Origin of the sequence: Mycolicibacterium confluentis, from assembly GCF_010729895.1 — a bacterium.
Taxonomy (GTDB): Bacteria; Actinomycetota; Actinomycetes; order Mycobacteriales; family Mycobacteriaceae; genus Mycobacterium; species Mycobacterium confluentis.
Genome location: NZ_AP022612.1, coordinates 2,221,251 through 2,242,767 on the forward strand (window position 1 = coordinate 2,221,251; position 21,517 = coordinate 2,242,767).

The 21,517-nt window shown below is 67.4% G+C and carries 23 protein-coding genes; 19 read left to right on the plus strand and 4 right to left on the minus strand.

Annotated features, from left to right (window positions below; translation table 11 throughout):
- Window positions 1-31 precede the first annotated feature (31 nt).
- On the plus strand, window positions 32-1,228 hold the full coding sequence (locus G6N34_RS10250; protein WP_234812816.1) for an MFS transporter: 1,197 nt from the start codon (window positions 32-34) through the stop codon (window positions 1,226-1,228).
- On the opposite strand, the gene G6N34_RS10255 is transcribed toward G6N34_RS10250, so the two are convergent.
- A complete protein-coding gene (locus tag G6N34_RS10255) occupies window positions 1,182-1,508 on the minus strand; it encodes a DMT family transporter (RefSeq protein ID WP_085151192.1) in 327 nt (108 codons plus the stop codon). The genes G6N34_RS10250 and G6N34_RS10255 overlap by 47 nt on opposite strands.
- Complete coding sequence (locus tag G6N34_RS10260; RefSeq protein WP_085151194.1) at window positions 1,508-1,861, minus strand: DMT family transporter; 354 nt, start codon at window positions 1,859-1,861, stop codon at window positions 1,508-1,510. The genes G6N34_RS10255 and G6N34_RS10260 overlap by 1 nt, the downstream gene beginning before the upstream one ends.
- A gap of 97 nt (window positions 1,862-1,958) precedes the next feature.
- On the opposite strand from G6N34_RS10260, the gene G6N34_RS10265 reads away from it, so the two are divergent.
- From G6N34_RS10265 to G6N34_RS10295, 7 genes are all read left to right on the plus strand, one after another.
- The gene (locus G6N34_RS10265; protein WP_085150843.1) at window positions 1,959-3,506 is read left to right on the plus strand and encodes a carboxylesterase/lipase family protein; all 1,548 of its coding nucleotides are present in this window, start codon (window positions 1,959-1,961) and stop codon (window positions 3,504-3,506) included.
- A 47-nt stretch (window positions 3,507-3,553) separates the two neighbouring features.
- Window positions 3,554-4,474: a sterol desaturase family protein gene (locus G6N34_RS10270; protein WP_085150844.1), complete on the plus strand. Its 921-nt coding sequence runs from the start codon at window positions 3,554-3,556 to the stop codon at window positions 4,472-4,474.
- A gap of 45 nt (window positions 4,475-4,519) precedes the next feature.
- Complete coding sequence (locus G6N34_RS10275; protein ID WP_085150845.1) at window positions 4,520-5,002, plus strand: cation:proton antiporter regulatory subunit; 483 nt, start codon at window positions 4,520-4,522, stop codon at window positions 5,000-5,002.
- Between the two features lie 4 nt (window positions 5,003-5,006).
- Window positions 5,007-6,188: a cation:proton antiporter gene (locus G6N34_RS10280; protein WP_085150846.1), complete on the plus strand. Its 1,182-nt coding sequence runs from the start codon at window positions 5,007-5,009 to the stop codon at window positions 6,186-6,188.
- A 1-nt stretch (window position 6,189) separates the two neighbouring features.
- Entirely contained in the window at window positions 6,190-7,605 is a 1,416-nt protein-coding gene (locus G6N34_RS10285) for an NAD(P)/FAD-dependent oxidoreductase (protein ID WP_085150847.1), read from the plus strand.
- A gap of 151 nt (window positions 7,606-7,756) precedes the next feature.
- Window positions 7,757-8,365 carry a LysM peptidoglycan-binding domain-containing protein gene (locus G6N34_RS10290; RefSeq protein WP_085150848.1) on the plus strand — a complete coding sequence of 203 codons (609 nt, stop codon included), beginning with the start codon at window positions 7,757-7,759 and terminating at the stop codon, window positions 8,363-8,365.
- A 221-nt stretch (window positions 8,366-8,586) separates the two neighbouring features.
- Window positions 8,587-9,267, plus strand: a complete 681-nt coding sequence (locus G6N34_RS10295) for an Rv1815 family serine proteinase (protein WP_109788386.1) — start codon at window positions 8,587-8,589, stop codon at window positions 9,265-9,267.
- A 7-nt stretch (window positions 9,268-9,274) separates the two neighbouring features.
- On the opposite strand, the gene G6N34_RS10300 is transcribed toward G6N34_RS10295, so the two are convergent.
- Window positions 9,275-9,715 carry a nitroreductase/quinone reductase family protein gene (locus G6N34_RS10300; protein ID WP_085151195.1) on the minus strand — a complete coding sequence of 147 codons (441 nt, stop codon included), beginning with the start codon at window positions 9,713-9,715 and terminating at the stop codon, window positions 9,275-9,277.
- Window positions 9,716-9,815: 100 nt separating this feature from the next.
- On the opposite strand from G6N34_RS10300, the gene G6N34_RS10305 reads away from it, so the two are divergent.
- From G6N34_RS10305 to G6N34_RS10315, 3 genes are all read left to right on the plus strand, one after another.
- Complete coding sequence (locus G6N34_RS10305; protein WP_085151196.1) at window positions 9,816-10,502, plus strand: TetR/AcrR family transcriptional regulator; 687 nt, start codon at window positions 9,816-9,818, stop codon at window positions 10,500-10,502.
- Between the two features lie 91 nt (window positions 10,503-10,593).
- Window positions 10,594-11,094, plus strand: a complete 501-nt coding sequence (locus G6N34_RS10310; protein WP_085150850.1) for a VOC family protein — start codon at window positions 10,594-10,596, stop codon at window positions 11,092-11,094.
- On the plus strand, window positions 11,091-12,578 hold the full coding sequence (locus G6N34_RS10315; protein WP_085150851.1) for an FAD-binding protein: 1,488 nt from the start codon (window positions 11,091-11,093) through the stop codon (window positions 12,576-12,578). Before G6N34_RS10310 ends, G6N34_RS10315 begins: the two co-directional genes overlap by 4 nt.
- On the opposite strand, the gene G6N34_RS10320 is transcribed toward G6N34_RS10315, so the two are convergent.
- Window positions 12,575-14,482 (minus strand): ABC transporter ATP-binding protein/permease, encoded by a 1,908-nt coding sequence (locus G6N34_RS10320; RefSeq protein WP_085150852.1) that lies wholly within the window; start codon window positions 14,480-14,482, stop codon window positions 12,575-12,577. The two genes, G6N34_RS10315 and G6N34_RS10320, sit on opposite strands and share 4 nt — an antisense overlap.
- Before the next feature lie 125 nt (window positions 14,483-14,607).
- Between G6N34_RS10320 and secA2 the strand changes: the two genes are divergently transcribed.
- The 8 genes from secA2 to ftsR all read left to right on the plus strand — a co-directional run bounded on the left by secA2 (window position 14,608) and on the right by ftsR (window position 21,505).
- A complete protein-coding gene (gene secA2 / locus G6N34_RS10325; RefSeq protein WP_456320145.1) occupies window positions 14,608-16,965 on the plus strand; it encodes an accessory Sec system translocase SecA2 in 2,358 nt (785 codons plus the stop codon).
- A gap of 24 nt (window positions 16,966-16,989) precedes the next feature.
- Window positions 16,990-17,592, plus strand: coding sequence for a CDP-alcohol phosphatidyltransferase family protein (locus G6N34_RS10330; protein WP_085150854.1), 603 nt, complete (start codon window positions 16,990-16,992; stop codon window positions 17,590-17,592).
- On the plus strand, window positions 17,589-18,494 hold the full coding sequence (locus tag G6N34_RS10335; RefSeq protein WP_085150855.1) for a DUF881 domain-containing protein: 906 nt from the start codon (window positions 17,589-17,591) through the stop codon (window positions 18,492-18,494). The genes G6N34_RS10330 and G6N34_RS10335 overlap by 4 nt, the downstream gene beginning before the upstream one ends.
- Window positions 18,466-18,858, plus strand: coding sequence for a small basic family protein (locus G6N34_RS10340; RefSeq protein WP_179965740.1), 393 nt, complete (start codon window positions 18,466-18,468; stop codon window positions 18,856-18,858). Before G6N34_RS10335 ends, G6N34_RS10340 begins: the two co-directional genes overlap by 29 nt.
- Window positions 18,859-18,949: 91 nt before the next feature.
- Complete coding sequence (locus G6N34_RS10345; protein ID WP_085151197.1) at window positions 18,950-19,672, plus strand: DUF881 domain-containing protein; 723 nt, start codon at window positions 18,950-18,952, stop codon at window positions 19,670-19,672.
- Window positions 19,673-19,730: 58 nt separating this feature from the next.
- Window positions 19,731-20,126, plus strand: coding sequence for a glycine cleavage system protein GcvH (gene gcvH, locus G6N34_RS10350; protein WP_085150856.1), 396 nt, complete (start codon window positions 19,731-19,733; stop codon window positions 20,124-20,126).
- 153 nt (window positions 20,127-20,279) lie between these two features.
- Window positions 20,280-20,759, plus strand: a complete 480-nt coding sequence (gene garA / locus G6N34_RS10355; protein ID WP_085150857.1) for a glycogen accumulation regulator GarA — start codon at window positions 20,280-20,282, stop codon at window positions 20,757-20,759.
- Window positions 20,759-21,505: a transcriptional regulator FtsR gene (ftsR, locus tag G6N34_RS10360; RefSeq protein WP_085150858.1), complete on the plus strand. Its 747-nt coding sequence runs from the start codon at window positions 20,759-20,761 to the stop codon at window positions 21,503-21,505. The genes garA and ftsR overlap by 1 nt, the downstream gene beginning before the upstream one ends.
- Window positions 21,506-21,517: the final 12 nt, after the last annotated feature.

A 21,517-nucleotide genomic window follows, 5' to 3' on the forward strand; every position in this document is an offset into this window, starting at 1 on the left:
GCGCGAGACGCGGATCCGGCACGATCGTGGGGTGTCGCAGCAGCGGATTCGACGGGAGCGGACGGCGGTCGCTGCGCTGTTCTTCACCAACGGCGCGCTGTTTGCGAACCTCGTGCCGCGGTTCCCGGAGATCAAGGCCGACCTGCAGTTGTCGAACACGGCATTCGGCCTGTCGATAGCGGCCTTTTCGGCGGGCGCCCTGCTGTCCGGGTTGACCGCGGCCGCACTGATCCGGCGGTTCGGGCCGGGAGGTGTCGCGGTGTTCAGCAGTCTGCTGCTCGGGGCGCTGACCGTGGTCGTTGGGGTGGCGCCGACGTCGGCGCTGTTCGCGGTCGCGTTGTTCGTCGCCGGGTCGGCCGACGCCGTCACCGACGTGGGGCAGAACGCCACGGGCCTGTCGGTGCAGCGAGAGTACGGGCGGTCGATCATCAACTCGCTGCACGCCACATGGTCGGTCGGTGCGATCAGCGGCGGCGCGGTGGCCGCTGCGGCGATGGCACTGGGGGTGCCGCGGGTATGGCAGTTGCCGACGGTGGCGGTGGCGTGCGCAGTGGTGTGCCTGCTCAGCCTCCGCGCGCTGAGCGACGTGCCCGTGGTCACCGATCCGGCCGCGAAGTCCCAGGAGCGGGGCGCCTCGGGCACCGCCGTTCCGGTGGCGCTGGCCGCCCTTGCCGCCCTGGCCATCGCGGGGGCGTTCGTCGAGGACGCGGGCAGCTCCTGGGCGACGCTGTACCTGGGTCAGATGGGTGCGCCTCCCGCGCTGGCGGCGGGTGGATTCATCGCGCTGGTGTCATTCCAGTTCGTCGGCCGATTGATCGGCGACCGGCTGGTCGACCGGTTCTCCGAGCGGACCGTCGTACGGGCCGGGGGAGTCCTGATCGCCGTGGGGATGGGGACAGCACTGGCCTTCCCGACCGTTCCGATGACGGTCGTCGGGTTCGCACTGGCGGGACTCGGCGTAGCCAGCGCGGTGCCCGCAGCATTCCATGGCGCCGACCGGGTTGCGGGGCTGCGCCCCGGCACGGGCCTGACGATCGTCAGCTGGCTGATGCGGGGAGGTTTCCTGCTGTCGCCGGTGCTGGTGGGCGCGCTCGCCGACGCCGCGAGCCTACGGTTCAGCCTGCTGTCCGTGGTGGTGGCCGGCGTGGCGATCGCCGTGCTGGCCACGGCACTTGCACCCGTCAGGCGTGGACCGAGCCCATCAGCTGGATCACCAAGACACCGCTGATGATCAACCCGATGCCCGCGGCCATCATGGGCGTCAACCGCTCGGCGAACAGGAACCGCGCGATCACCGCGACCAGCGCGACACCGCAGGCTGACCACACGCCGTAGGCGATGCCCACCGGCATTCCCAGCGACAACGACCACGACAGCATCACAAACGAGGCGACGTAGCCCAGGATCACCGGAGCGATCCACACCCTGCGTCGGAGGCCCTCGGAGGCCCGCAGCGACAGTGTCGCCACGACCTCGATGACGATCGCAGCGGCGAGCGCCAGCCACATCATGCGGTTTCTCCCGCTGCCGGCGCCTCGGCGGCGTTGTGCGAGCCGAACTCGACCAGCAGCACACCCGCGATGATCAGCCCGATCCCGAGGATGATCGGTGCCGTGAATGGATCGTGGAAGATCAGCGTCGCCAACACCGCGGTCAACGCGGTGCCACACGCTCCCCAGATTCCATAGGCCACACCGACGGGCATTCCCGTGCGAAGGACGTTGGCCAGGAAGACGAAGGACAGTACGTACCCGGGGACAACCACAGCAAGGAACGCCGAGTGATCCTGGAAGGCACGCAACGCCAGCGTCCCGGTGACCTCGGTGAGGATGGCTGCGGCCAGCAGCGCCCATTTGCGCATCGCGCCAGGATAGGTGGCCATATGACCACGAATCGGGCCGGGTGCCGCGAGTAGCCTTGGCGAATCACCACGCTGTGCGACGAATGGAGAACCCACAATGACCGGGGCCGCTTCTCCCACACTCACACATCCCGTCGTCGAGACGAGGTCCGGACCCGTCCGCGGCGTCGATGACGGCACTGTCGCGGCCTGGAAGGGCATCCGGTACGCCGCACCTCCGGTGGGGGATCTGCGGTGGCGTGCCCCCGTGCGACCCGAACCGTGGCGTGAGGTCCTCGACGCGACGGCCTACGGATCGGTCTGCCCGCAACCCGACAGCCCGATCCCCCTCGGAACCGGCACGCGCGCCTCCGAGGACTGCCTGTTCCTCAACGTCTGGAGTCCGTCGCAGGCGCTCGCGGATCAGAAGGGCCGCCCGGTCATGGTGTGGGTGCACGGCGGCGCCTACATCTTCGGTGCGGCCAGCCAACCCCTCTATGACGGACGGGCGCTGGCCGGTGAGGACGTCGTCGTCGTGACGCTCAATTACCGGATGGGCGCGCTGGGCTTTCTGGAACTCGGCGGCCTCGGCGGTGACGGCGAGTTCGACACCAACGTCGGTATGCGCGATGTGCTGTTGGCCCTGGAATGGGTCCGTGACAACATCGCTCGGTTCGGCGGCGATCCCGGGCAGGTGACGCTGTTCGGTGAGTCGGCAGGCGCCGGGATCGTGACCACGCTGCTGACCTCTCCGTCCGCGGCCGGTCTGTTCCACCGCGCGATCGCCCAGAGTTCGCCAGCCACCTCGGCCTACGACAGCGAGCGCGCCCGCAGCGTCGCCGCCCTGCTGCTGGACGGGTTGGGCGTCACGGCCAGTGAGGCACGGTCGGTGCCCATCGAGGCGTTGGTGGACGCGTCCCAACAGGTGTTCGACGCGGTGCCGACCACCAAGCCGGGGACTTTGGCGTTCGCGCCGATCGTCGACGGTGACCTGGTGCCGGACTATCCGGTGAAGGTCGCCCGGGACGGCCGATCGCTGTCCGTGCCCCTGATCATCGGGACCAACCGGGACGAGGCCTCGCTGTTCCGCTGGATGAAGTCCCCGCTGATGCCGATCGCCCCAAAAACCATTCGCGCGATGTTCGAGGAGATCGCGGCCGAACAGCCTGAACTGGCGATCCCCTCGGAGGCCGAGATCGGTTCGGCCTACTCCGGAATCCGGACCCGGGTGCGGGGGATGCACGTCGCGCGTGACGTGGGCTTCCGGATGCCGACGTTGTGGTTCGCCGACGGACACAGCGCGGTCGCCCAGGTCTACGTGTATCGGTTCGACTGGTCGACGCCGATGTTGAAACTCCTGCGCCTTGGTGCCGCACACGCCACCGAACTGCCGTATGTGTTTGGGAATCTCGTGATGGGGCCCAAGGACATCACCTTCAAGCTGGGCGGCCTCAAGATCGGGGAGGCGATCTCGGCGAGAATGCGGGCCCGCTGGGCGAACTTCGCCCGAGGTGGAGAACCCGTCGGCCCGGCGGGGGAGCCGTGGCGGCCCTACACCGCGACCGATCACTGGGCACTGGTGATCGACCGCCACGACCGCGTGGTCGATGACCCCGACCGCGACATCCGCGCCGCGTGGGGCGACGAGGTGTTGAGCTTCCGCTGAGCTGGGGTTGAGATACGGCTCATGGCCCGCGACTAGACTGAATCGCCATGCAGGACCTCTTGGCGGCGCTGCCACCTCAGATGCGAGACCCCGTGTTCTTCGCGGTGCCGTTCTTCCTCCTGCTGCTGACCATCGAGTGGACGGCGGCCCGCAAGCTCGAGACCCTCGAGGATAGAGCTGGCGAGGACGGTCAGCATCCCGCCGGTGGGTACCACACGCGGGACGCGTGGACGAGCCTGTCCATGGGCCTGGTGTCGGTGGTCACCACCGCGGGCTGGAAGTTTCTCGCGCTGCTCGGGTACGCCGCGCTCTACGCCTATGTCGCACCGTGGCATCTGTCGCCGTCGAAGTGGTACACGTGGGTCATCGCGATCGTGGGTATCGATCTGCTGTGGTACCTCTATCACCGGATGGCCCACCGGGTTCGGCTGGTCTGGGCCACCCACCAGGCGCATCATTCGAGCCAGTACTTCAACTTCGCCACCGCGCTGCGGCAGAAGTGGAACAACAGCGGCGAGATCCTGATGTGGGCGCCGTTGCCGCTCTTGGGTGTTCCGCCCTGGATGGTGTTCTTCGCGTTCTCGCTCAATCTCATCTATCAGTTCTGGGTGCACACCGAGCGCATCGACAAGCTTTGGCGCCCATTCGAATTCGTGTTCAACACGCCGTCGCACCACCGTGTGCACCACGGTATGGATCCGGAGTACCTGGACAAGAACTACGGCGGAATCCTGATCATCTGGGACCGCATGTTCGGCACCTTTCAGCCCGAGGTGTTCCGCCCGCACTACGGCCTGACCAAACAGGTCGGCACGTTCAACATCTGGCGACTGCAGACCCACGAGTACGTGGCGATCGGCCGTGATGTGCGTGCGACCCGCGGACTGCGGAACCGATTGGGCTATATCTTCGGCCCACCCGGATGGGCACCGCGCGGCAGCGAAATGCCTGCGGGGGTCTCCGGATAGGCAAAGCGCGCCGCGACCGCACCTCGGCGGGGAGTATTGACCCACATGGACGTCAAAGAGGTGCTGTTGCCCGGTGTGGGCCTGCGCTATGAGTTCGACAATTCCGATGGCGACCGAATCGGTGTGGTGGCCAAACGGACCGGAGACTTTGAGGTGGTCCTCTACGCCGCCGAGGACCTGGACGTCGCGCACCCCCTGTTCCGGCTCACCAACGACGAGGCCGAGGCATTGGCGCAGATCCTCGGCGCACCCCGGATCGCCGAACGGTTCGCCGACCTGACCCGCGAGGTGCCCGGGCTGAGTGCAGGACAGGCCGTGGTGCGGCCCGGCAGTCCGTTCGTCGACCGACCCCTGGGCGACACCGGGGCGAGAACCCGGACCGGGGCGTCGATCGTGGCCATCGTGCGCGACGACGAGGTGCTGCCCTCGCCGGGGCCCAAGGAGGTACTGCGCAGCGCCGACGTCCTGGTCGTGATCGGCACCGACGACGGGATCGCCAGCGTCGAAGAGATCCTCGACAAAGGTTGAGGCCGTGCACGTCTCGGTGGCTCTGCTGCTCGAACTCGGGCTCATCCTCGTCGCGCTCACGCTGTTGGGCACGTTGGCCCGGCGCTTTGGGCTGTCACCGATTCCGCTCTACCTCATCGCGGGTCTCGCGCTCGGAGAGGGTGGTCTATCCGTCCCCGCAGCCGCCGACTTCATCTCCTCAGGCGCCAGCATCGGCGTCGTCCTGCTGCTGCTGACCCTGGGGCTGGAGTTCTCGATCGCGGAGTTCGCCGCGAGCCTGCGTCGGCATCTGCCGTCGGCGTGGGTGGACCTGCTGCTCAACGCGACCCCGGGAGCCATCGCGGGTTGGCTGCTCGGGCTGAACGCGATCGGCGTGCTGGCGATGGCGGGTATCACCTACATCTCATCCTCGGGAGTGGTGTCGAGGCTGCTCAGCGACCTGCGTCGACTTGGCAACCGGGAGACCCCGTCGGTGCTGTCGGTGCTGGTGCTCGAGGACTTCGCGATGGCGGCCTATCTGCCGCTGCTGACCGTGCTGGCCGCTGGGGGCACGTGGTTGCAGGCCGCGTTCGGCATGGCGATCGCGATGACCGCGCTGGCTGCCGCCTTCACGGTGTCCTACCGCTGGGGCCATCACGTGGGTCGCATGGTGTCCCATCCGGATTCCGAGCTGCTGCTGCTGCGAATCCTCGGGCTGACCCTGATCGTCGCCGCGCTCGCGGAGTGGGTGCATGCCTCGGCAGCCGTCGGTGCATTCCTGGTGGGCCTGACCCTGACAGGGGAGACCGCCAAGCGGGCCCGCGACCTGCTTTCGCCGCTGCGGGACCTGTTCGCCGCGGTGTTCTTCCTCGCGATCGGGCTGTCGGTGGATGCCTCACACCTGCTGCCGATGCTGCCGATCGCGGTCGTGCTGGCCGTCGTCACGGGCGCGACGAAGGTGTTGACGGGGATGTATGCCGCGCGTCGCGAGGGCGTAGGCAGGCAGGGGCAACTGCGCGCGGGCACGGTGCTGATCGTGCGCGGCGAGTTCTCCCTGGTGATCATCGGATTGGTCGGAGAGGCCATCGAGGTGGTGGAGTCCGTCGCGACCGCCTACGTCTTCGTGCTTGCGATCGCCGGTCCGCTGCTCACCAAGCTGGCCGGCGGCCGGGTCGTCGCGTCGCCCCGATTCCCGGCTCGCCGAGAGTCGGGGCCGTACTCTGCCTGACGTGGAAACCGTCTTCGATCGTCCCGTCGACCCGCAGTTGATCGACCGTGCCCTCACCGACTCCGCGTTCGGTTCGATGTGGCTGGACGGGTTGGGTGACACCAGGCCCGAGTTCCCCGCACTCGCGGGCCCGGTGAGCTGCGACCTGCTGGTGGTGGGCGGTGGGTACACCGGTCTGTGGACCGCACTGCACGCCGCTCAGCGAGACCCATCGGCCCGCGTGGTGCTGCTCGAGGCCGACCGAGTGGGCTGGGCCGCCTCGGGTCGCAACGGTGGATTCGTCGACGCCAGCCTCACCCACGGCGCTGAGAATGGCAGGTCGCGTTGGCCCGACGAACTGGACCGCCTCGACGAACTCGGCCTGGAGAACCTCGACGGTATGCAGGAGGAGATCGCGCGACTCGGCCTGGACGTGGAGTGGGAGCGCAGCGGGATGCTGACCGTGGCCACCGAGCCTCATCAGGTGGAGTGGCTCTCCGAGTCCGCCACCGAGGGAGGAGGCCAGTTTCTGGACCGTGAACAGGTTCGAGCCCAGGTGAATTCGCCGACCTATCTGGCGGGGCTGTTCGACCCCAAGACCTGTGCGATCGTCAACCCGGCCAAGTTGGCGGTCGAGTTGGCGCGAGCCTGCGCCGAGGCCGGTGTGCGAATCCACGAGCACACCCCGGTGACGGGGCTGACCCGGGCGGGATCGGAGGTGCGGGTCAGGGCCGGTGCGCATGCCGTGATTGCTGCGCGCGTGGTGCTGGCCACCAACGTGTTCCCGAGCCTGCTGCGCCGCAACCGGTTCCACACCGTGCCCGTCTACGACTACGTGCTGGCCACGGAACCGTTGTCCGAGTCCCAGTTGGCGTCGATCGGCTGGGACGGCAGGCAGGGTGTGGGGGACAGCGCCAATCAGTTCCACTACTACCGACTCTCGGCGGACAACCGGATCGTGTGGGGCGGTTACGACGCGATCTATCACTTCGGCCGGCGGGTCGATCCGTCCTATGAGCATCGGCCGGAGACCTATCGGCGCCTCGCGGCGCACTTCTTCCTGACGTTTCCGCAGTTGGAGGACGTCCGCTTCACGCACCGGTGGGCTGGGGCCATCGACACCAACACGCGGTTCTGCGCGCACTGGGGCACGGCGTACAAGGGCAAGGTCGCCTACGTCAACGGATTCACCGGACTCGGTGTCGCGGCGGCCCGATTCGCGGCCGACGTCTGCCTCGATCTGGTCGAGCACAGGAGGACTGCGCGTACTGAACTGGAGATGGTGCGGAGCAAGCCCCTTCCGTTTCCGCCCGAGCCGTTGGCGAGCGTGGGAATCCAGGCGACGCGGTGGTCACTCGATCGCGCCGATCACCAGGCTGGGCACCGCAATGTCCTCCTTCGAACTCTCGATCGCCTCGGGCTCGGCTTCGATTCCTGACGGGCATCGATCACGGTGACTCCAACCCTTCCGCAGCAAACAGAGCATGAGTAGGCTCAAAGTTGCCGACGACGGCGGTCGACCGATCGTGAGTCTTCGCGCGCAGGGCTGGCCCGAGGGTCAGGGACACCTTCTATGAAAGAGGTTGATCGTGGGAGACACGCTCACCGAAGGACAGAAGCTCGAGAAGGGTGGTGTGCTGACGTCGAACAACGGCGCGTACACGCTGACCCTCCAGGACGACGGGAACCTGGTTCTCGCCGCACGCGGCAACGCGGTCTGGGCGACGGCGACGAACGGCCAGGACGTCGTTCGTGCCGAGGTCCAGAAGGACGGTAATTTCGTCCTGTACACCTCGGATAAGCCGGTCTGGCACACCGACACCAAGGGCAAGAAGAATGTTCGCCTGGTGCTCCAGGACGACCGCAACCTGGTGCTGTACTCGGGAGACGACGCGGTGTGGTCGTCGAAGACCGACACCAGCGAGCCGCCGCCACCGGCCCCCGAGGCCACCCGGGAAGCTGCCCCCGAGCCTGAGGCCGCCGCTCCCGAGGTCGCACCGGCTGCCGTCGAGACGCCCCCGCCGCCCCCGCCGCCGGCTGCCCCGCGGACCTACACCGTGGTCTCCGGCGACACGCTGTGGGCTATCTCCGAGCGCTTCTACGGCGACGGCAGCAAATATCAGCGAATCGCTGATGCGAGTGGCGTCGCCAACCCGGACTTGATTCATCCGGGACAGGTGCTGACCATTCCCGATTGATTCCCCGACACCGATGCGGCGGCCCGATCCCCAGTGGATCGGGCCGCCGTTGTCGTGTCGGGAACAAGGGCCAGAAATCGCGCGTACCTGTTTTTCGGAAAACGGTAACGAACTGATCTCTATTCGCCGATAACTGTGTAACGCATGGATCTGGCCGGGGCCTCCACACCACGGTCACCTAGTGATCGGAGCTGCCGGTGCGCGGTCTGAGGATGAGGTCAATGGCAACGGTGTGCTCCGCCGTGGCGTCGGCGGTCGGCGCGCTTCTTCTGGCGACGCCGGCCGTACCGGCCGCCGCTGCTCCGGTCCTGGTGCATCCCGGCATGGAGATCCGGCACGCGGCCAATGTCTGCACTCTCGGTTATGTCGATCCTGTTCTGCGCGTGGCCTTCACCGCCGGACACTGCCGCGGCGAGGGGCCGGTGACGGACGCGAGCGGCGCAGCGATCGGCAACCTGGCGGCGTACCGCGACAACACGCCCAACGGCGCCACTGTGCGCACCGAGGATCTGATCGCCGACTACGGCGCCATCGTGTTGAACGATGACGTCGCGGTCAACAACATCCTTCCCCGCGGGCTGGCCCTGGAGTCCGAGCCGGGCCGGGTGCCTGCGCAGGGCCAGGCGATCTGCCACTTCGGCATCATCACGGGCGAGAGCTGCGGGACGGTCGAGCGGGTCAACAACGGTTGGTTCACCATGGCCAACGGCGTCGTGAGCCAGAAGGGCGACTCGGGCGGCCCAGTCTATGTTCTCGACGGTAACCGCGCGGTGATGGTCGGCATCTTCAACAGCACATGGGGCGGGTTCCCGGCGGCGGTGTCGTGGGAGTCCACGTCCGGTCAGGTCAGCGAAGACGTCGGCGTCGTGAACACTGCGTCGTTCATCCGTCCGGCCGCCTGAGGCTGCGTCAGCTCGCGAGCGCGAAGACTGGGATGTCCGGGGCCGCGGCACGCAACTGCCGGTCGTCGGAATCCGGTGTCAGGCCCGCGATGTGGCCTTTGACCTCCCAGTACCACCGCTGAAGGTAGCGCCTGAGGACGTCGGGCTTGGCGTCGTCATCGAGTTCGACGATCGCGCGGGTCCGGCGATGCCAGCGCGGCCCGATCTCCACCCACCCGGCGGCCCGCGCATTGCGGACCCACTGAGTGTGGCCGCGTGGGGAGACGACGTAGTCGACGCCGTCGATGGACAGCAGATTGACCACGACGCTGCGCATCCTGCCGCTCTTGCGGCCGCGGATTCGCAGCGCGCGGGTGCCGGCAATGCTGACGCCGGCCTCAGCGAGCCAGCGCAGGACGTTGTTGCCCGTCCGTGCCGCCAATCCCGGTGCCTCATATCGAGTGGGCATCTCGTCCTCCTTTGTGAGCACTGCTCTCCTTTTTTCAGGGTGTCACGTCGTGGTCGCAAATTCAAGAGCAGTGCTCTCGCTGTGTGACACACTGGTGCCCGTGGGCAAGCGAGCCGAGACGCGTGAACGGATCGAGGCGCAGGTCATCGAGATCGGGCGGCAGCATTTGGCGACCTGCGGGGCGGCCGGGCTGTCACTGCGCGCGGTGGCCCGCGAGTTGGGGATGGTGTCCTCGGCGGTCTACCGCTACGTCGCCAACCGCGACGAACTGTTGACCCTGTTGCTCGTCGACGCCTACACCGAACTCGCCGACGCGGTCGACGGCGCCCGCGGCCGGATCGAAGGCGGCGCGTGGGACCGGCAGGTCATGGAGATTGCGCACGCGGTGCGCCGGTGGGCGGTGGAGCACCCGGAGCGCTGGGCGCTGCTGTACGGCAGTCCCGTGCCCGGGTACCACGCGCCGCGCGACGTCACCGTCGCGCCAGGCACCCGCGTCGCTCGCGCGCTGTTCGAGGCGATCGGGGCAGGGGTGGCCGCCGGTGCCGTTGCTGATACGGACGTCGTTGTTGCGCAGACCGTCTCGGCCGACTTCCGCCGAGTCTGCGAGGAGTTCGACGTCGCCGCCGGAGACGCCGCGGTGGCGCGGGGTTTCGTGCTGTGGGCCGCCTTGATCGGGGCAGTCAGCCTTGAGGTGTTCGGACAGTACGGCGCCGACACGCTGACCGATCCCGCCGAGGTCTTCGACCTTCAACTGCGGATGGTGCTGGACTCGTTCGTCGCGGAATAGAACGTGTTCTGATCGCAACGCCGATGCCGATCGTCCCAGTTGCCGGGTTGTTTCTAGGCGCGCCGAGGGCTCTGGGCTATCCTTCGACGTGATGAGCACTAGTGTCCGGACGCCTGTCCAGATCGCGTGGGTGACGCGTGACCTCGACGCGACGGAGACCGCACTGACCGCACTGCTGGGCGCCCGCAAGTGGGTCCGCATGCCCGACGTGCACTTCGGTCCGGAATCCTGCACGTACCGCGGCGCCCCGGCCGACTACGTCGCCGACATCTCGCTCAGCTACGTCGGCGACATGCAGGTTGAACTCATCCGACCGGTCCGCGGCGACAACATCTACGACGACTTCCTGCGCGCAGGCGGCACGGGACTGCACCATATCTGCATCACCGCAGACGACCCCGTGGCGTTCGCCGCGGCCCTGGCCCAGGCTGAGGCCGAGGGTGCCGAGGTCGTGACGCGTGGTGTCATGCCCGGTGGCATGGAATTCGCCTACGTCAGCGCGCCGGACGCCGGCGTGCCCTACATCGAGATCGCCTACATCCCAGACGAGATCAAGTCCTTCTTCGACTACATCAAGCAGGAGCAAGTGTGAGTAACGAGATCCCGGCAACCCGCAACGCCAGCACCGTCGAACAGTGGTCCGACGACGTCGACGTCGTGGTGATCGGCTTTGGAATCGCCGGCGGATGCGCCGCGGTCAGTGCCGCGTCGGCCGGGGCGAACGTCCTGGTGCTCGAACGCGCGGCGGCGGCAGGGGGAACCACGTCGATGGCGGGCGGGCACTTCTACCTCGGCGGAGGCACCGCCGTGCAGCAGGCCACGGGGCATGACGACACTTCCGAGGAGATGTACAAATACCTCGTCGCCGTGGCCCACGAACCCGACCACGAGAAGATCCGCGCCTACTGCGAGGGAAGCGTCGAACACTTCAACTGGTTGGAGGACTTGGGCTTTCAGTTCGAGCGCAGCTTCTATCCCGGCAAGGTCGTCGTCCCGCCCGGCACCGAAGGGTTGTCCTACACGGGCAACGAGAAGGTGTGGCCCTTCGATGAGCAGGCCAAGCCCGCACCGCGCGGGCACTCCGTGCCGGTCCCCGGTGAACTCGGCGGCGCGGCGATGGTGATCGACCTTCTGCTCAAGCGCGCCGACTCACTCGGTGTGCAAATGCGCTACGAGACCGGCGTGACCGGCCTGATCGTCGACGACGAGGGCGCGGTGGTCGGGGTCAGTTGGAAGCACTTCGGCGAGACCGGCGCGGTCAAGGCGAAATCCGTCGTCATCGCCGCGGGCGGATTCGCCATGAATCCTGAGATGGTCGCCGAGCACACCCCGGCACTGGGCCAGGAGCGAAAGACCAAGCACCACGGCAGCGTTGCGCCTTACATCCTGGGCAACCCCAACGACGACGGCCTCGGCATCCGGATGGGGGTGTCGGCCGGTGGCGTGGCCAAGAACCTCGACGGCCTGTTCATCACGGCCGCGGCGTACCCGCCGGAGATCCTGCTCACCGGCGTGATCGTCAACAAGGATGGTCAGCGGTTCGTCGCCGAGGACTCCTATCACTCCCGGACCTCGGCCTTCGTTCTCGAACAGCCCGATCAGATCGCTTACCTGATCGTCGACGAGGCGCACATGCAGATGCCCGAGATGCCGTTGATCAAGTTCATCGACGGTTGGGAGACGGTCGCGGAAATGGAAGCGGCCCTTGATATTCCGCCGGGCAACCTGGCAGCCACGCTGGACCGCTACAACCGCAACGCGGCCGAGGGGCACGATCCCGACTTCCACAAGAAGCCCGACTACGTCGCCGCACAGGATCAGGGTCCGTGGGCCGCGTTCGACTTGTCGCTGGGCCGCGCCATGTACTCGGGATTCACGATGGGCGGGCTGGCAGTGTCACTCGACGGCGAGGTGCTGCGCGAAGACGGAACACCCGTCGCGGGTCTGTACGCCGCGGGCGCATGCGCGTCGAACATCGCCGAGGACGGCAAGAACTACTCGAGCGGCACGCAATTGGGCGAGGGCTCGTTCTTCGGTCGCCGCGCCGGAGTGCATGCGGCGACCCGCACCCGCTAGGCGGGCGCAGTCGCCTCCTCGCACGGGGCCAGCCGCCACTCGCCACCGCCGAGCAGCTCAAGACGCTGCTCATGGTGCTGCCCCACGGTCGACCGGTGCGCCACACTGACCAGGATCGTGTCGGGCAGTTCGGTGCGCACCAGTTGGTAGAGCATGTGCTCGAGGCCCTCGTCGAGCGCGGAACTGGCCTCGTCGAGGAACACCACCTTGGGCCGGGTGAGAAGGATACGGGCGAACGCGATGCGCTGCTGCTCACCGGGGGAGAGCACCTTGGCCCAGTCCGCCTCCTCGTCGAGGCGACGGGCGCACTGCGGCAACGCCACCTTCTCCAGGACCGCGATGAGGTCCGCGTCGGGGATCTCGCCGGGCTGCGACGGATAGGACACCACGGCGCGCAGATCACCCAGCGGCACATACGGCATCTGCGACAGGAACATCGTCTCGTGCTCGCCGGCCGGGCAGTGCAGCGTGCCGGTGGTGAAGGGCCACAGCTGGGCGAGGCTGCGCAGCAGCGTCGTCTTACCGGTGCCGGACTGACCCGAAATGATCAGCGTGTCGCCCGTGTTCAGGCGGAGGTCGAGGTCGTCGATCAACTGCTCGCCGGTCGGGGTGCGCACCTCGACGTCGGTGAGTTCCAGCACGGCATCGCGACTGGGCTCGACGTTCAGCGTAGGCAGGGCGCGGCCCTCCTCGTTGGCCACCACCAGTCCGTGCAGACGGATGATCGAGGCCTGCCACCCGGCGAAGTTGTCATAGGCGTTGCGGAAGAACGACACGCCGGAGGTGACTGAACTGAACGCCGACGCAGTCTGGGTGACGTCGCCGAGTTTGATCTCACCGGCGAACATCCGGGGAGCCTGGATCAGCCAGGGCAGGGGCACGATGGACTGACTGATGGTCAGGTTCCATCCCAGGAAGCCCGCCATCCGGTTGATGTAACGGCGGTAGTTCGCGACGACCGGCTCGAAGCGCTTGCGCAGTTGCAGGCGTTCGGCCAATTCGCCGCGGTAGAACGCGACCGCCTCGGAAGCATCGCGCAGGCGCACGAGCGCGTAGCGGAACGCCGCGTTGTACTTCTCGTTGTCGAACGCGCGCCGGATGATCGGACGGCCGATCCAGAAGGCGATGATCGTCGCGACGACCACATAGAGAAGGCCCACCCAGAACATCGCGCGCGGCATCGTGACACCGAACAGAGTGAGTTCGCCCGACAGGTTCCACAGGATCGCGGTGAACGAGACCACCGACAGGATGGCCTCGATGGCGCCGAACAGCAGTGTGCTCGTGGTGAGCTTGTTGGGCGTGTTCGGCAGCGAGTCGGCGCCGGTGGTGAAGATGTCGATGTCGGCCTGGATGCGCTGATCAGGGTTGTCGATCGTGTGGTCGATGAAACGCGTCCGGTAGTAGGCGTGCCCGTCGAGCCAGTCCCCGGTCATCCGGTCGGTCAGCCATGCCCGCCAGGCCAGCATGAACCGCTGCATGAACCACAGATCCACCATGGTGCGGACCACATGCAGCGTCGCCAAGGCTGCGAACACGATCCATGACGTCCAGAAGCCGTGCACACCGGAATCGCGAACCGCAGGATTCTCGCCCGTGACACCGAGTTGCGCGGCCGAGTACATGTCGTTGTTCCAGAAGCTCAGCAGCACGTCGATCCGCACGCCGGCGACGACCAGCAGCAGGATCAGCGACAGCCACAGCCACACCTTGACGCGGGATTCTGGCTCAGTGAAGTAAGCACCCGTGATCCGCCAGTACTGCCTGCCCCAGGTGGTGAACCGGCCGATCAGAAACAGGACGAACAGCGTGGCGATGGCGGTCCAGAACCAGGCCTTGGCGATCCACAGCAACGAGACCACCAGCTCGTTGCCCCAGTCGAGCGACGTCGTGAACAGTTCCACCCCGGCAACCTACCCCGACAGGATGGGCTCAGCCGTTCCGCCGCGGGGGTTTCACCCGCGACATGCCCTGTTCCGCTGACAGAGGACACCGCAGGCCGTGGGGGTGCAACGCGTACCGTAAGGCTGTGGCACGTAGTTCCAAGACAGAGAACAGGTCCAAGGCCGAGAGCCCCAGCGCGAAGCCCGGACGCTTCAGCGGGCGATTCTGGAAGCTGTTGGGCGCCAGCACGGATAAAAATCAGGCGCGTTCGATGGCGGAGGTGGAGGCTTCGGCGCAGTTCGACGCCAAGGCCGCCGACCTGGACGACGAGCAGTTGCGCAAGGCCGCCCAGCTTCTGGTCCTCGAGGACCTGGCCGACTCGTCGGACATCTCGCAGTTCCTGGCGATCGCCCGCGAGGCCGCGGACCGGTCGACGGGCCTGCGCCCGTTCGACGTCCAGTTGCAGGGCGCGCTGCGGATGCTGGCCGGGGACGTCGTGGAGATGGCAACCGGTGAAGGCAAGACTCTGGCGGGCGCGATCGCTGCGGCGGGTTACGCATTGGCCGGCAGGCACGTGCACGTCATCTCGGTCAACGACTACCTCGCTCGCCGCGACGCCGAATGGATGGCGCCGCTGTTCGAGGCGATGGGCCTGACCGTCGGCTGGATCACCGAGGAGTCGACCGCCGCCGAGCGCCGGGACGCCTACGGGAGCGATGTGACCTACGCGTCGGTCAATGAGATCGGTTTCGACGTCCTGCGCGATCAGTTGGTGACCGACGTCGAGGATCTGGTGTCGCCCAACCCCGACGTCGCATTGATCGACGAGGCCGACTCGGTGCTGGTCGACGAGGCCCTGGTCCCGCTGGTGCTCGCCGGCACGACCCACCGCGAGACACCCCGACTCGAGATCGTCGAACTCGTCGGCTCGCTGACACCGAACGTCGACTACGAGACCGACGCCGACAAGCGCAACATCCACCTCACCGAGACGGGCGCGCAGAAGGTCGAAAAGGCCCTGGGCGGCATTGATCTCTACTCCGAGACGCACGTCGGCACCACGCTGACCGAGATCAACGTCGCCCTGCACGCCCACGTGCTGCTGCAGCGCGACGTGCACTACATCGTGCGCGACGGCGCCGTGCAGTTGATCAACGCCTCCCGCGGGCGGATCGCGCAGCTGCAGCGCTGGCCCGACGGCCTGCAGGCCGCCGTGGAGGCCAAGGAGGGGATCGAGACCACCGAGACCGGTGAGGTGCTGGACACGATCACGGTCCAGGCCGTGATCAACAGGTACCCGACGGTCTGCGGAATGACCGGCACCGCGCTGGCCGCCGGCGAACAGCTGCGCCAGTTCTACAAGCTCGGCGTGTCACCGATCCCGCCGAACACCCCGAACATCCGCGAGGATGAGGTCGATCGCGTCTACATCACGGCGGCCGCCAAGACCGACGCGGTCATCGACCACATCACCGAGGTGCACGCGACGGGCCGACCCGTCCTGGTCGGCACGCACGACGTGGCCGAATCCGAGGAACTGCACGAGCGTCTGGTGAAGCGCGGCGTGCCTGCGGTGCTGCTCAACGCGAAGAACGACGCCGAAGAGGCCGCCGTGATCGCCGAGGCGGGCAAGCTGGGCGCCGTCACGGTCTCCACGCAGATGGCCGGCCGCGGCACCGACATCAGGCTCGGCGGCTCGGAGGAGGAGCACCACGACAAGATCGTCGAGCTCGGCGGCCTGCACGTGGTCGGCACCGGGCGGCACAACACCGAGCGCCTCGACAACCAGCTGCGCGGCCGCGCGGGCCGTCAGGGTGATCCGGGTTCGTCGGTGTTCTTCGCGAGCTGGCAGGACGAGGTCGTGGTCTCGCACCTCGACCCCGGCAAGCTGCCCACCGAGACCGACGACGAGGGCCGGATCCTGAGCCCGAAGGCCGCGGACCTCATCGACCACGCTCAGCGCATCGCCGAGGGTGGGCTGCTCGAGGTGCACGCCAACACGTGGCGCTACAACCAGTTGATCGCGCAGCAGCGCGCCATCATCGTCGAGCGGCGCAACACGCTGCTGTCGACGACGGCCGCGCGCGACGAACTCAAGGAGCTGTCGCCCGACCGGTACGAGGAGCTGGCCGAGACGCTGTCGGAGGCGGACCTCGAACGGATCTGCCGGCTGATCATGCTGTACCACCTCGACCGCGGCTGGGCCGACCACCAGGCGTACCTCGCCGACATCCGGGAGAGCATCCACCTGCGTGCCCTGGGCAGGCAGAACCCGCTCGACGAGTTCCATCGGATGGCGGTCGACGCGTTCGCATCGCTGGCCGCCGACGCGATCGAAGCCGGCCAGCAGACGTTCGAGACCGCCAACCTGCTCGAAGGGGAGCCCGGTCTGGATCTGTCGAAGCTCGCGCGGCCGACCTCGACGTGGACGTACATGGTGCATGACAATCCGCTCAAGGACGACACGCTCTCGGCGCTGAGCTTGCCCGGGGTCTTCCGTTAGCCAAACCGGATTAACCTAGGCGCCATGGACGCCGAAACGCCCGATCAACGCGATCGGGTGCTGACCGTGCCGAATGTGCTCAGCGTCGTTCGGCTCGTTCTGATCGGCGTGTTCGTCCATCTGCTGCTGAACGAGCACGCCTATGCACTCGCCGTGGCTGTGCTGATGATCAGCGGAGCGTCGGACTGGGCCGACGGCAAGATCGCCCGCGTGATGAATCAGTCGTCTCGGCTGGGGGAACTGCTGGACCCCGCCGTGGACCGGCTGTACATGGTCGTCGTCCCGGTGTCCTTCGCCATCGCGGGGATCATCCCGTGGTGGGTGATCGTCGTGCTCATCGCGCGAGACGCCGTGCTGGCGGCCATGCTGCCGGTGCTGCGCAGCCGCGGTCTGTCGGCCCTGCCGGTGACCTACATCGGCAAGGCCGCCACGTTCGCGCTGATGTCGGGATTCCCCCTGATCCTGCTGGGACAGTGGGATGCGTTGTGGAGCCACGTGATCGGCGCAGTCGGCTGGGGCTTCCTGATCTGGGGCATCTGGATGTACCTCTGGTCCTTCGCGCTCTACGTCGCCCAACTCGGCTTGGTTGTCCGGCGGATGCCCAAGGTGTCCAAGGCGGCGCGGTGAGCACCCCCGACCGGGCGTTGGGCGGCTACGAACCGGTCGCCGGACTGTCCGCCAACCAGGCTCAGAAGGTCCGGAAGCTGCCGGTGCCGTCGCTGCTGCGCTCGCTGCTGTCCGAGCATCTCGACCCCGGCTACGCCGCTGCCGCGGCCGAGCGCGACCGCACGGGTGCCCGGCGCCGGAACGACTGGGTCTGGCAGGCGCTCGCGGCACTGCTGATCGCTGTGGTGTTCGCCGCGGCGATGGCGCAGGCACGGTCCACCGCACCCGGCGTGTCGGCGACACAGCGCGGTCTGGCGAATTCGGTGAAGGCCGCCGCGACGACGACCGACGACCTGGCGCAGCGCCGCGACACCCTGGCCGCTCAGGTCGACGACCTGGCCCGCAGACAGTTGACCGATGACGCCGAGGGGCAGAAGCTGCTGGACGACCTCGACGGCGTCAGTCTCGCCGCGGGCAGCACCGCGCTGATCGGCCCGGGCCTGACCGTCACGGTCACCGAACCGGCCCTGGGGCGAGATCTGACCGATGTCTCAAAACAACGCCTGCCGGGCAGTCAGCAGGTCATTCTCGATCGCGACCTGCAACTGGCCGTGAACTCATTGTGGGCCGACGGCGCCGAAGCGATCAGCGTCGGCGGGATCAGGGTCGGCCCGCACGTCACCATTCGGCAGGCCGGCGGCGCGATCCTGGTCGACAACAATCCGATCAGCAGCCCGTACACGATCGCGGCGATCGGCCCGCCGAACTCCATGCGGGAGAACTTCGAGCGCAGCACGGGTCTGCAGCGTCTGCGGTTGTTGGAGACGTCCTATGGCGTGGGAGTGACAGTCAGTTCCGGCGACGGTGTTTCGGTGCCCGCGGGCGCGAGTCGCGATGTCGTGTTCGCCAGGCAGAAGGGATGATGATGATGGTCGGGGTGCAGGGGGAGCGATATTGATCGGCATCGCCGCATTGGTGGTCGGCATCGTGCTCGGGTTGGTGTTCCAGCCGAGCGTGCCGGAGTTTGTCGAGCCCTATCTGCCGATCGCCGTCGTCGCGGCGCTCGACGCGGTGTTCGGTGGTCTGCGGGCCTATCTGGAACACATCTTCGACGCCAAGGTCTTCGTCGTCTCGTTCGTCTTCAACGTGCTGGTCGCGGCCCTGATCGTCTACGTCGGCGATCAACTCGGGGTCGGCACCCAGCTGTCCACCGCGATCATCGTGGTGCTCGGAATTCGCATCTTCGGCAACGCCGCCGCGCTGCGGCGCCGCCTGTTCGGGGCGTGACGTGACCGACGAGACGCCGATCGCCCCCGAGTCGCCGGATCCACCTCCAGAGCCGACGGAGCCGGCGGAGCCCGAGCACGGCCGCCATGAGATGCCCGACGATGCCGACGGGTCGCCCTCGTCGCGGCGGCAGTTGTTGTTCGGCGCGCTCGCGGTGCTGCTGTGTGTCGTGCTCGGTGTCGCGATCGCCACACAGGTCCGCAGCACGGATTCCGGGGACTCTCTGGAGACCGCGCGTCCCGCGGATCTGCTGGTGCTGCTGGACTCGCTGCAGCAGCGGGAGGCCGCGCTGAACACCGAGGTCGTCGAACTGCAGCGCACGCTGGCGTCGCTGCAGGCGTCGGGCAGTTCGGATCACGCCGCGATCGACACCGCGCGGGCCCGGCTGGCGGCACTGTCGATTCTGGCCGGAACCGTCGGTGCGACGGGACCCGGCGTGACCATCCGGATCGAGGACCCGGTGCGGGGCGTGGCGCCCGAGCCCATGCTCGACGTCGTCAACGAACTGCGCGCCGCGGGCGCCGAAGCGATCGAGATCACAACACCCGAACGAGGCGTCCGAGTCGGCGTCGACACCTGGATCACCGGGTCGCCGGGTGCCCTGCAGATCGACGGCGTCACCCTGGCGCCGCCGTATACCGTTGCGGCCATTGGTGATCCGCCGACGCTGGCGGCGGCGATGAACATTCCGGGCGGAGCCGTCGACAGCGTCGAACGGGTCGGCGGGTCGATGACGGTCGAACAGTCCGACCACATCGACGTCACCTTGTTGCGACAACCGAAACCGCGCCAATACGCTCAGCCCGTCAAATGAGCAGCCGTGGCGGCAACCCGCCGCCACAACCGTCAACCGACCCAATGTCAGGAGCGTCGTGAGCGAGGTCCCCTCCGATCTGCAGTACACCACCGAGCATGAGTGGGTCCGTCGCACCGGCGACGGCACCGTGCGGGTGGGCATCACCGACTACGCCCAGTCGGCCCTTGGCGATGTGGTCTTCGTCCAGCTTCCCGAGGTCGGCGCGCAACTGACCGCCGGCGACACCTTCGGCGAAGTGGAGTCCACCAAGTCGGTGTCCGATCTCTACGCGCCCGTGTCGGCCAAAGTGATTGCCGTCAACGGTGATCTGGAGGCGAGCCCGGACTTGGTCAACTCCGATCCGTACGGCGCCGGATGGCTGCTGGACCTGCAGGTCGAGCAGGCCGATCTCGACGCCGCGGCACCGAGCCTGCTCGACGATGAGGCCTACCGCGCCACACTCACCGAGTGACTGTTGTTAGGGTGCCTGCCAGCATCCTTTCTGGCGTGCCGGGCACATCGACGCCCGTCGCGCGGTAACGTCGAAGTGCGCAACGGCACGAGACGTGAGGGTGGCCAAGTTTCACCGGCGATATCGCCACAAGCAGCCTGTGAGGAGCAGCGTGTGACGGAAAAAGACAGCGGTTCGGGCGCGGACAAGTCATCTGAGGAACTCACCGTGGAGACCACCTCGGTCTTCCGGGCCGACTTCCTCAACGAACTGGACGCACCGGCCGCGACCGGCGGGGTGGGCACGGTGTCCGGAGTCGAAGGACTCCCGGTCGGCTCCGCTCTGCTGGTCGTCAAGCGGGGTCCCAACGCCGGTTCTCGGTTCCTGCTGGATCAGGCCACCACATCGGCGGGCCGCCACCCCGACAGCGACATCTTCCTCGACGACGTCACCGTGAGCCGGCGGCATGCCGAGTTCCGCCTTGAGGGCAGCGAGTTCCAGGTGGTGGACGTGGGCAGCCTCAACGGCACCTACGTCAACCGCGAACCGGTCGACTCGGCCGTGCTGGCCAACGGCGATGAGGTCCAGATCGGCAAGTTCCGTCTGGTGTTCCTCACCGGACCGAAGACTGACGACGGGGGACCAGAGGGCTAGTGACCGCACCCGATACTCCCGCACTCGCCGGGATGTCGATCGGAGCGGTACTGGATCTGCTGCGACCCGATTTCCCGGATGTCACCATCTCCAAGATCCGCTTCTTGGAAGCCGAGGGGCTGGTCACGCCTCAGCGCTCGGCGTCGGGATATCGGCGGTTCACGGCCTACGACTGTGCGAGGCTGCGGTTCATCCTGACCGCGCAGCGCGATCACTATCTGCCGCTGAAGGTCATCAAGTCCCAGTTGGACGCCCAACCCGACGGTGAACTGCCGAGCAGTGGGTCGCCGTATGTGGTGCCTCGACTCGTCGCAGACGGGCCGGAGGCGCCCGAGAACGGCGTGGGCCATCGTGTTCGGTTGACCCGGGAGGACCTCCTCGAGCAGGCGGGCGGCGACACCGCCGAGACCGACGAACTGCTCGGCGCGCTGCTCAAGGCCGGCGTGGTCACACCGATCTTCAAGAGCGCCACGGCGGTGTTCTTCGACGAACACGCCGTGGTGATCCTGCAGTGTGCGCGGGCCCTGGCCGACTACGGCGTGGAGCCTCGGCATCTGCGGGCATTCCGGTCGGCCGCCGACCGGCAGTCGGACCTCATCGCGCAGATCGCAGGGCCGCTGGTCAAGGCCGACAAGGCCGGTGCCCGGGACCGCGCGGACGACTTGGCGCGTGAGGTGGCGGCCCTGGCGATCACTCTGCACACGTCGTTGATCAAGTCGGCTGTGCGCGACGTTCTGCAGCGGTGAGGACTAGAGTTG

Excerpts from the sequence above, each read along its gene's own strand:
- G6N34_RS10255 (WP_085151192.1), bottom strand. The coding sequence starts at position 1,508 with ATGTGGCTGGCGCTCGCCGCTGCGATCGTCATCGAGGTCGTGGCGACA.
- G6N34_RS10260 (WP_085151194.1), bottom strand. The coding sequence starts at position 1,861 with ATGCGCAAATGGGCGCTGCTGGCCGCAGCCATCCTCACCGAGGTCACC.
- G6N34_RS10265 (WP_085150843.1), top strand. The coding sequence starts at position 1,959 with ATGACCGGGGCCGCTTCTCCCACACTCACACATCCCGTCGTCGAGACG.
- G6N34_RS10270 (WP_085150844.1), top strand. The coding sequence starts at position 3,554 with ATGCAGGACCTCTTGGCGGCGCTGCCACCTCAGATGCGAGACCCCGTG.
- G6N34_RS10275 (WP_085150845.1), top strand. The coding sequence starts at position 4,520 with ATGGACGTCAAAGAGGTGCTGTTGCCCGGTGTGGGCCTGCGCTATGAG.
- G6N34_RS10295 (WP_109788386.1), top strand. The coding sequence starts at position 8,587 with ATGGCAACGGTGTGCTCCGCCGTGGCGTCGGCGGTCGGCGCGCTTCTT.
- G6N34_RS10300 (WP_085151195.1), bottom strand. The coding sequence starts at position 9,715 with ATGCCCACTCGATATGAGGCACCGGGATTGGCGGCACGGACGGGCAAC.
- G6N34_RS10310 (WP_085150850.1), top strand. The coding sequence starts at position 10,594 with ATGAGCACTAGTGTCCGGACGCCTGTCCAGATCGCGTGGGTGACGCGT.
- G6N34_RS10330 (WP_085150854.1), top strand. The coding sequence starts at position 16,990 with ATGGACGCCGAAACGCCCGATCAACGCGATCGGGTGCTGACCGTGCCG.
- G6N34_RS10340 (WP_179965740.1), top strand. The coding sequence starts at position 18,466 with ATGTCGTGTTCGCCAGGCAGAAGGGATGATGATGATGGTCGGGGTGCA.
- G6N34_RS10345 (WP_085151197.1), top strand. The coding sequence starts at position 18,950 with ATGCCCGACGATGCCGACGGGTCGCCCTCGTCGCGGCGGCAGTTGTTG.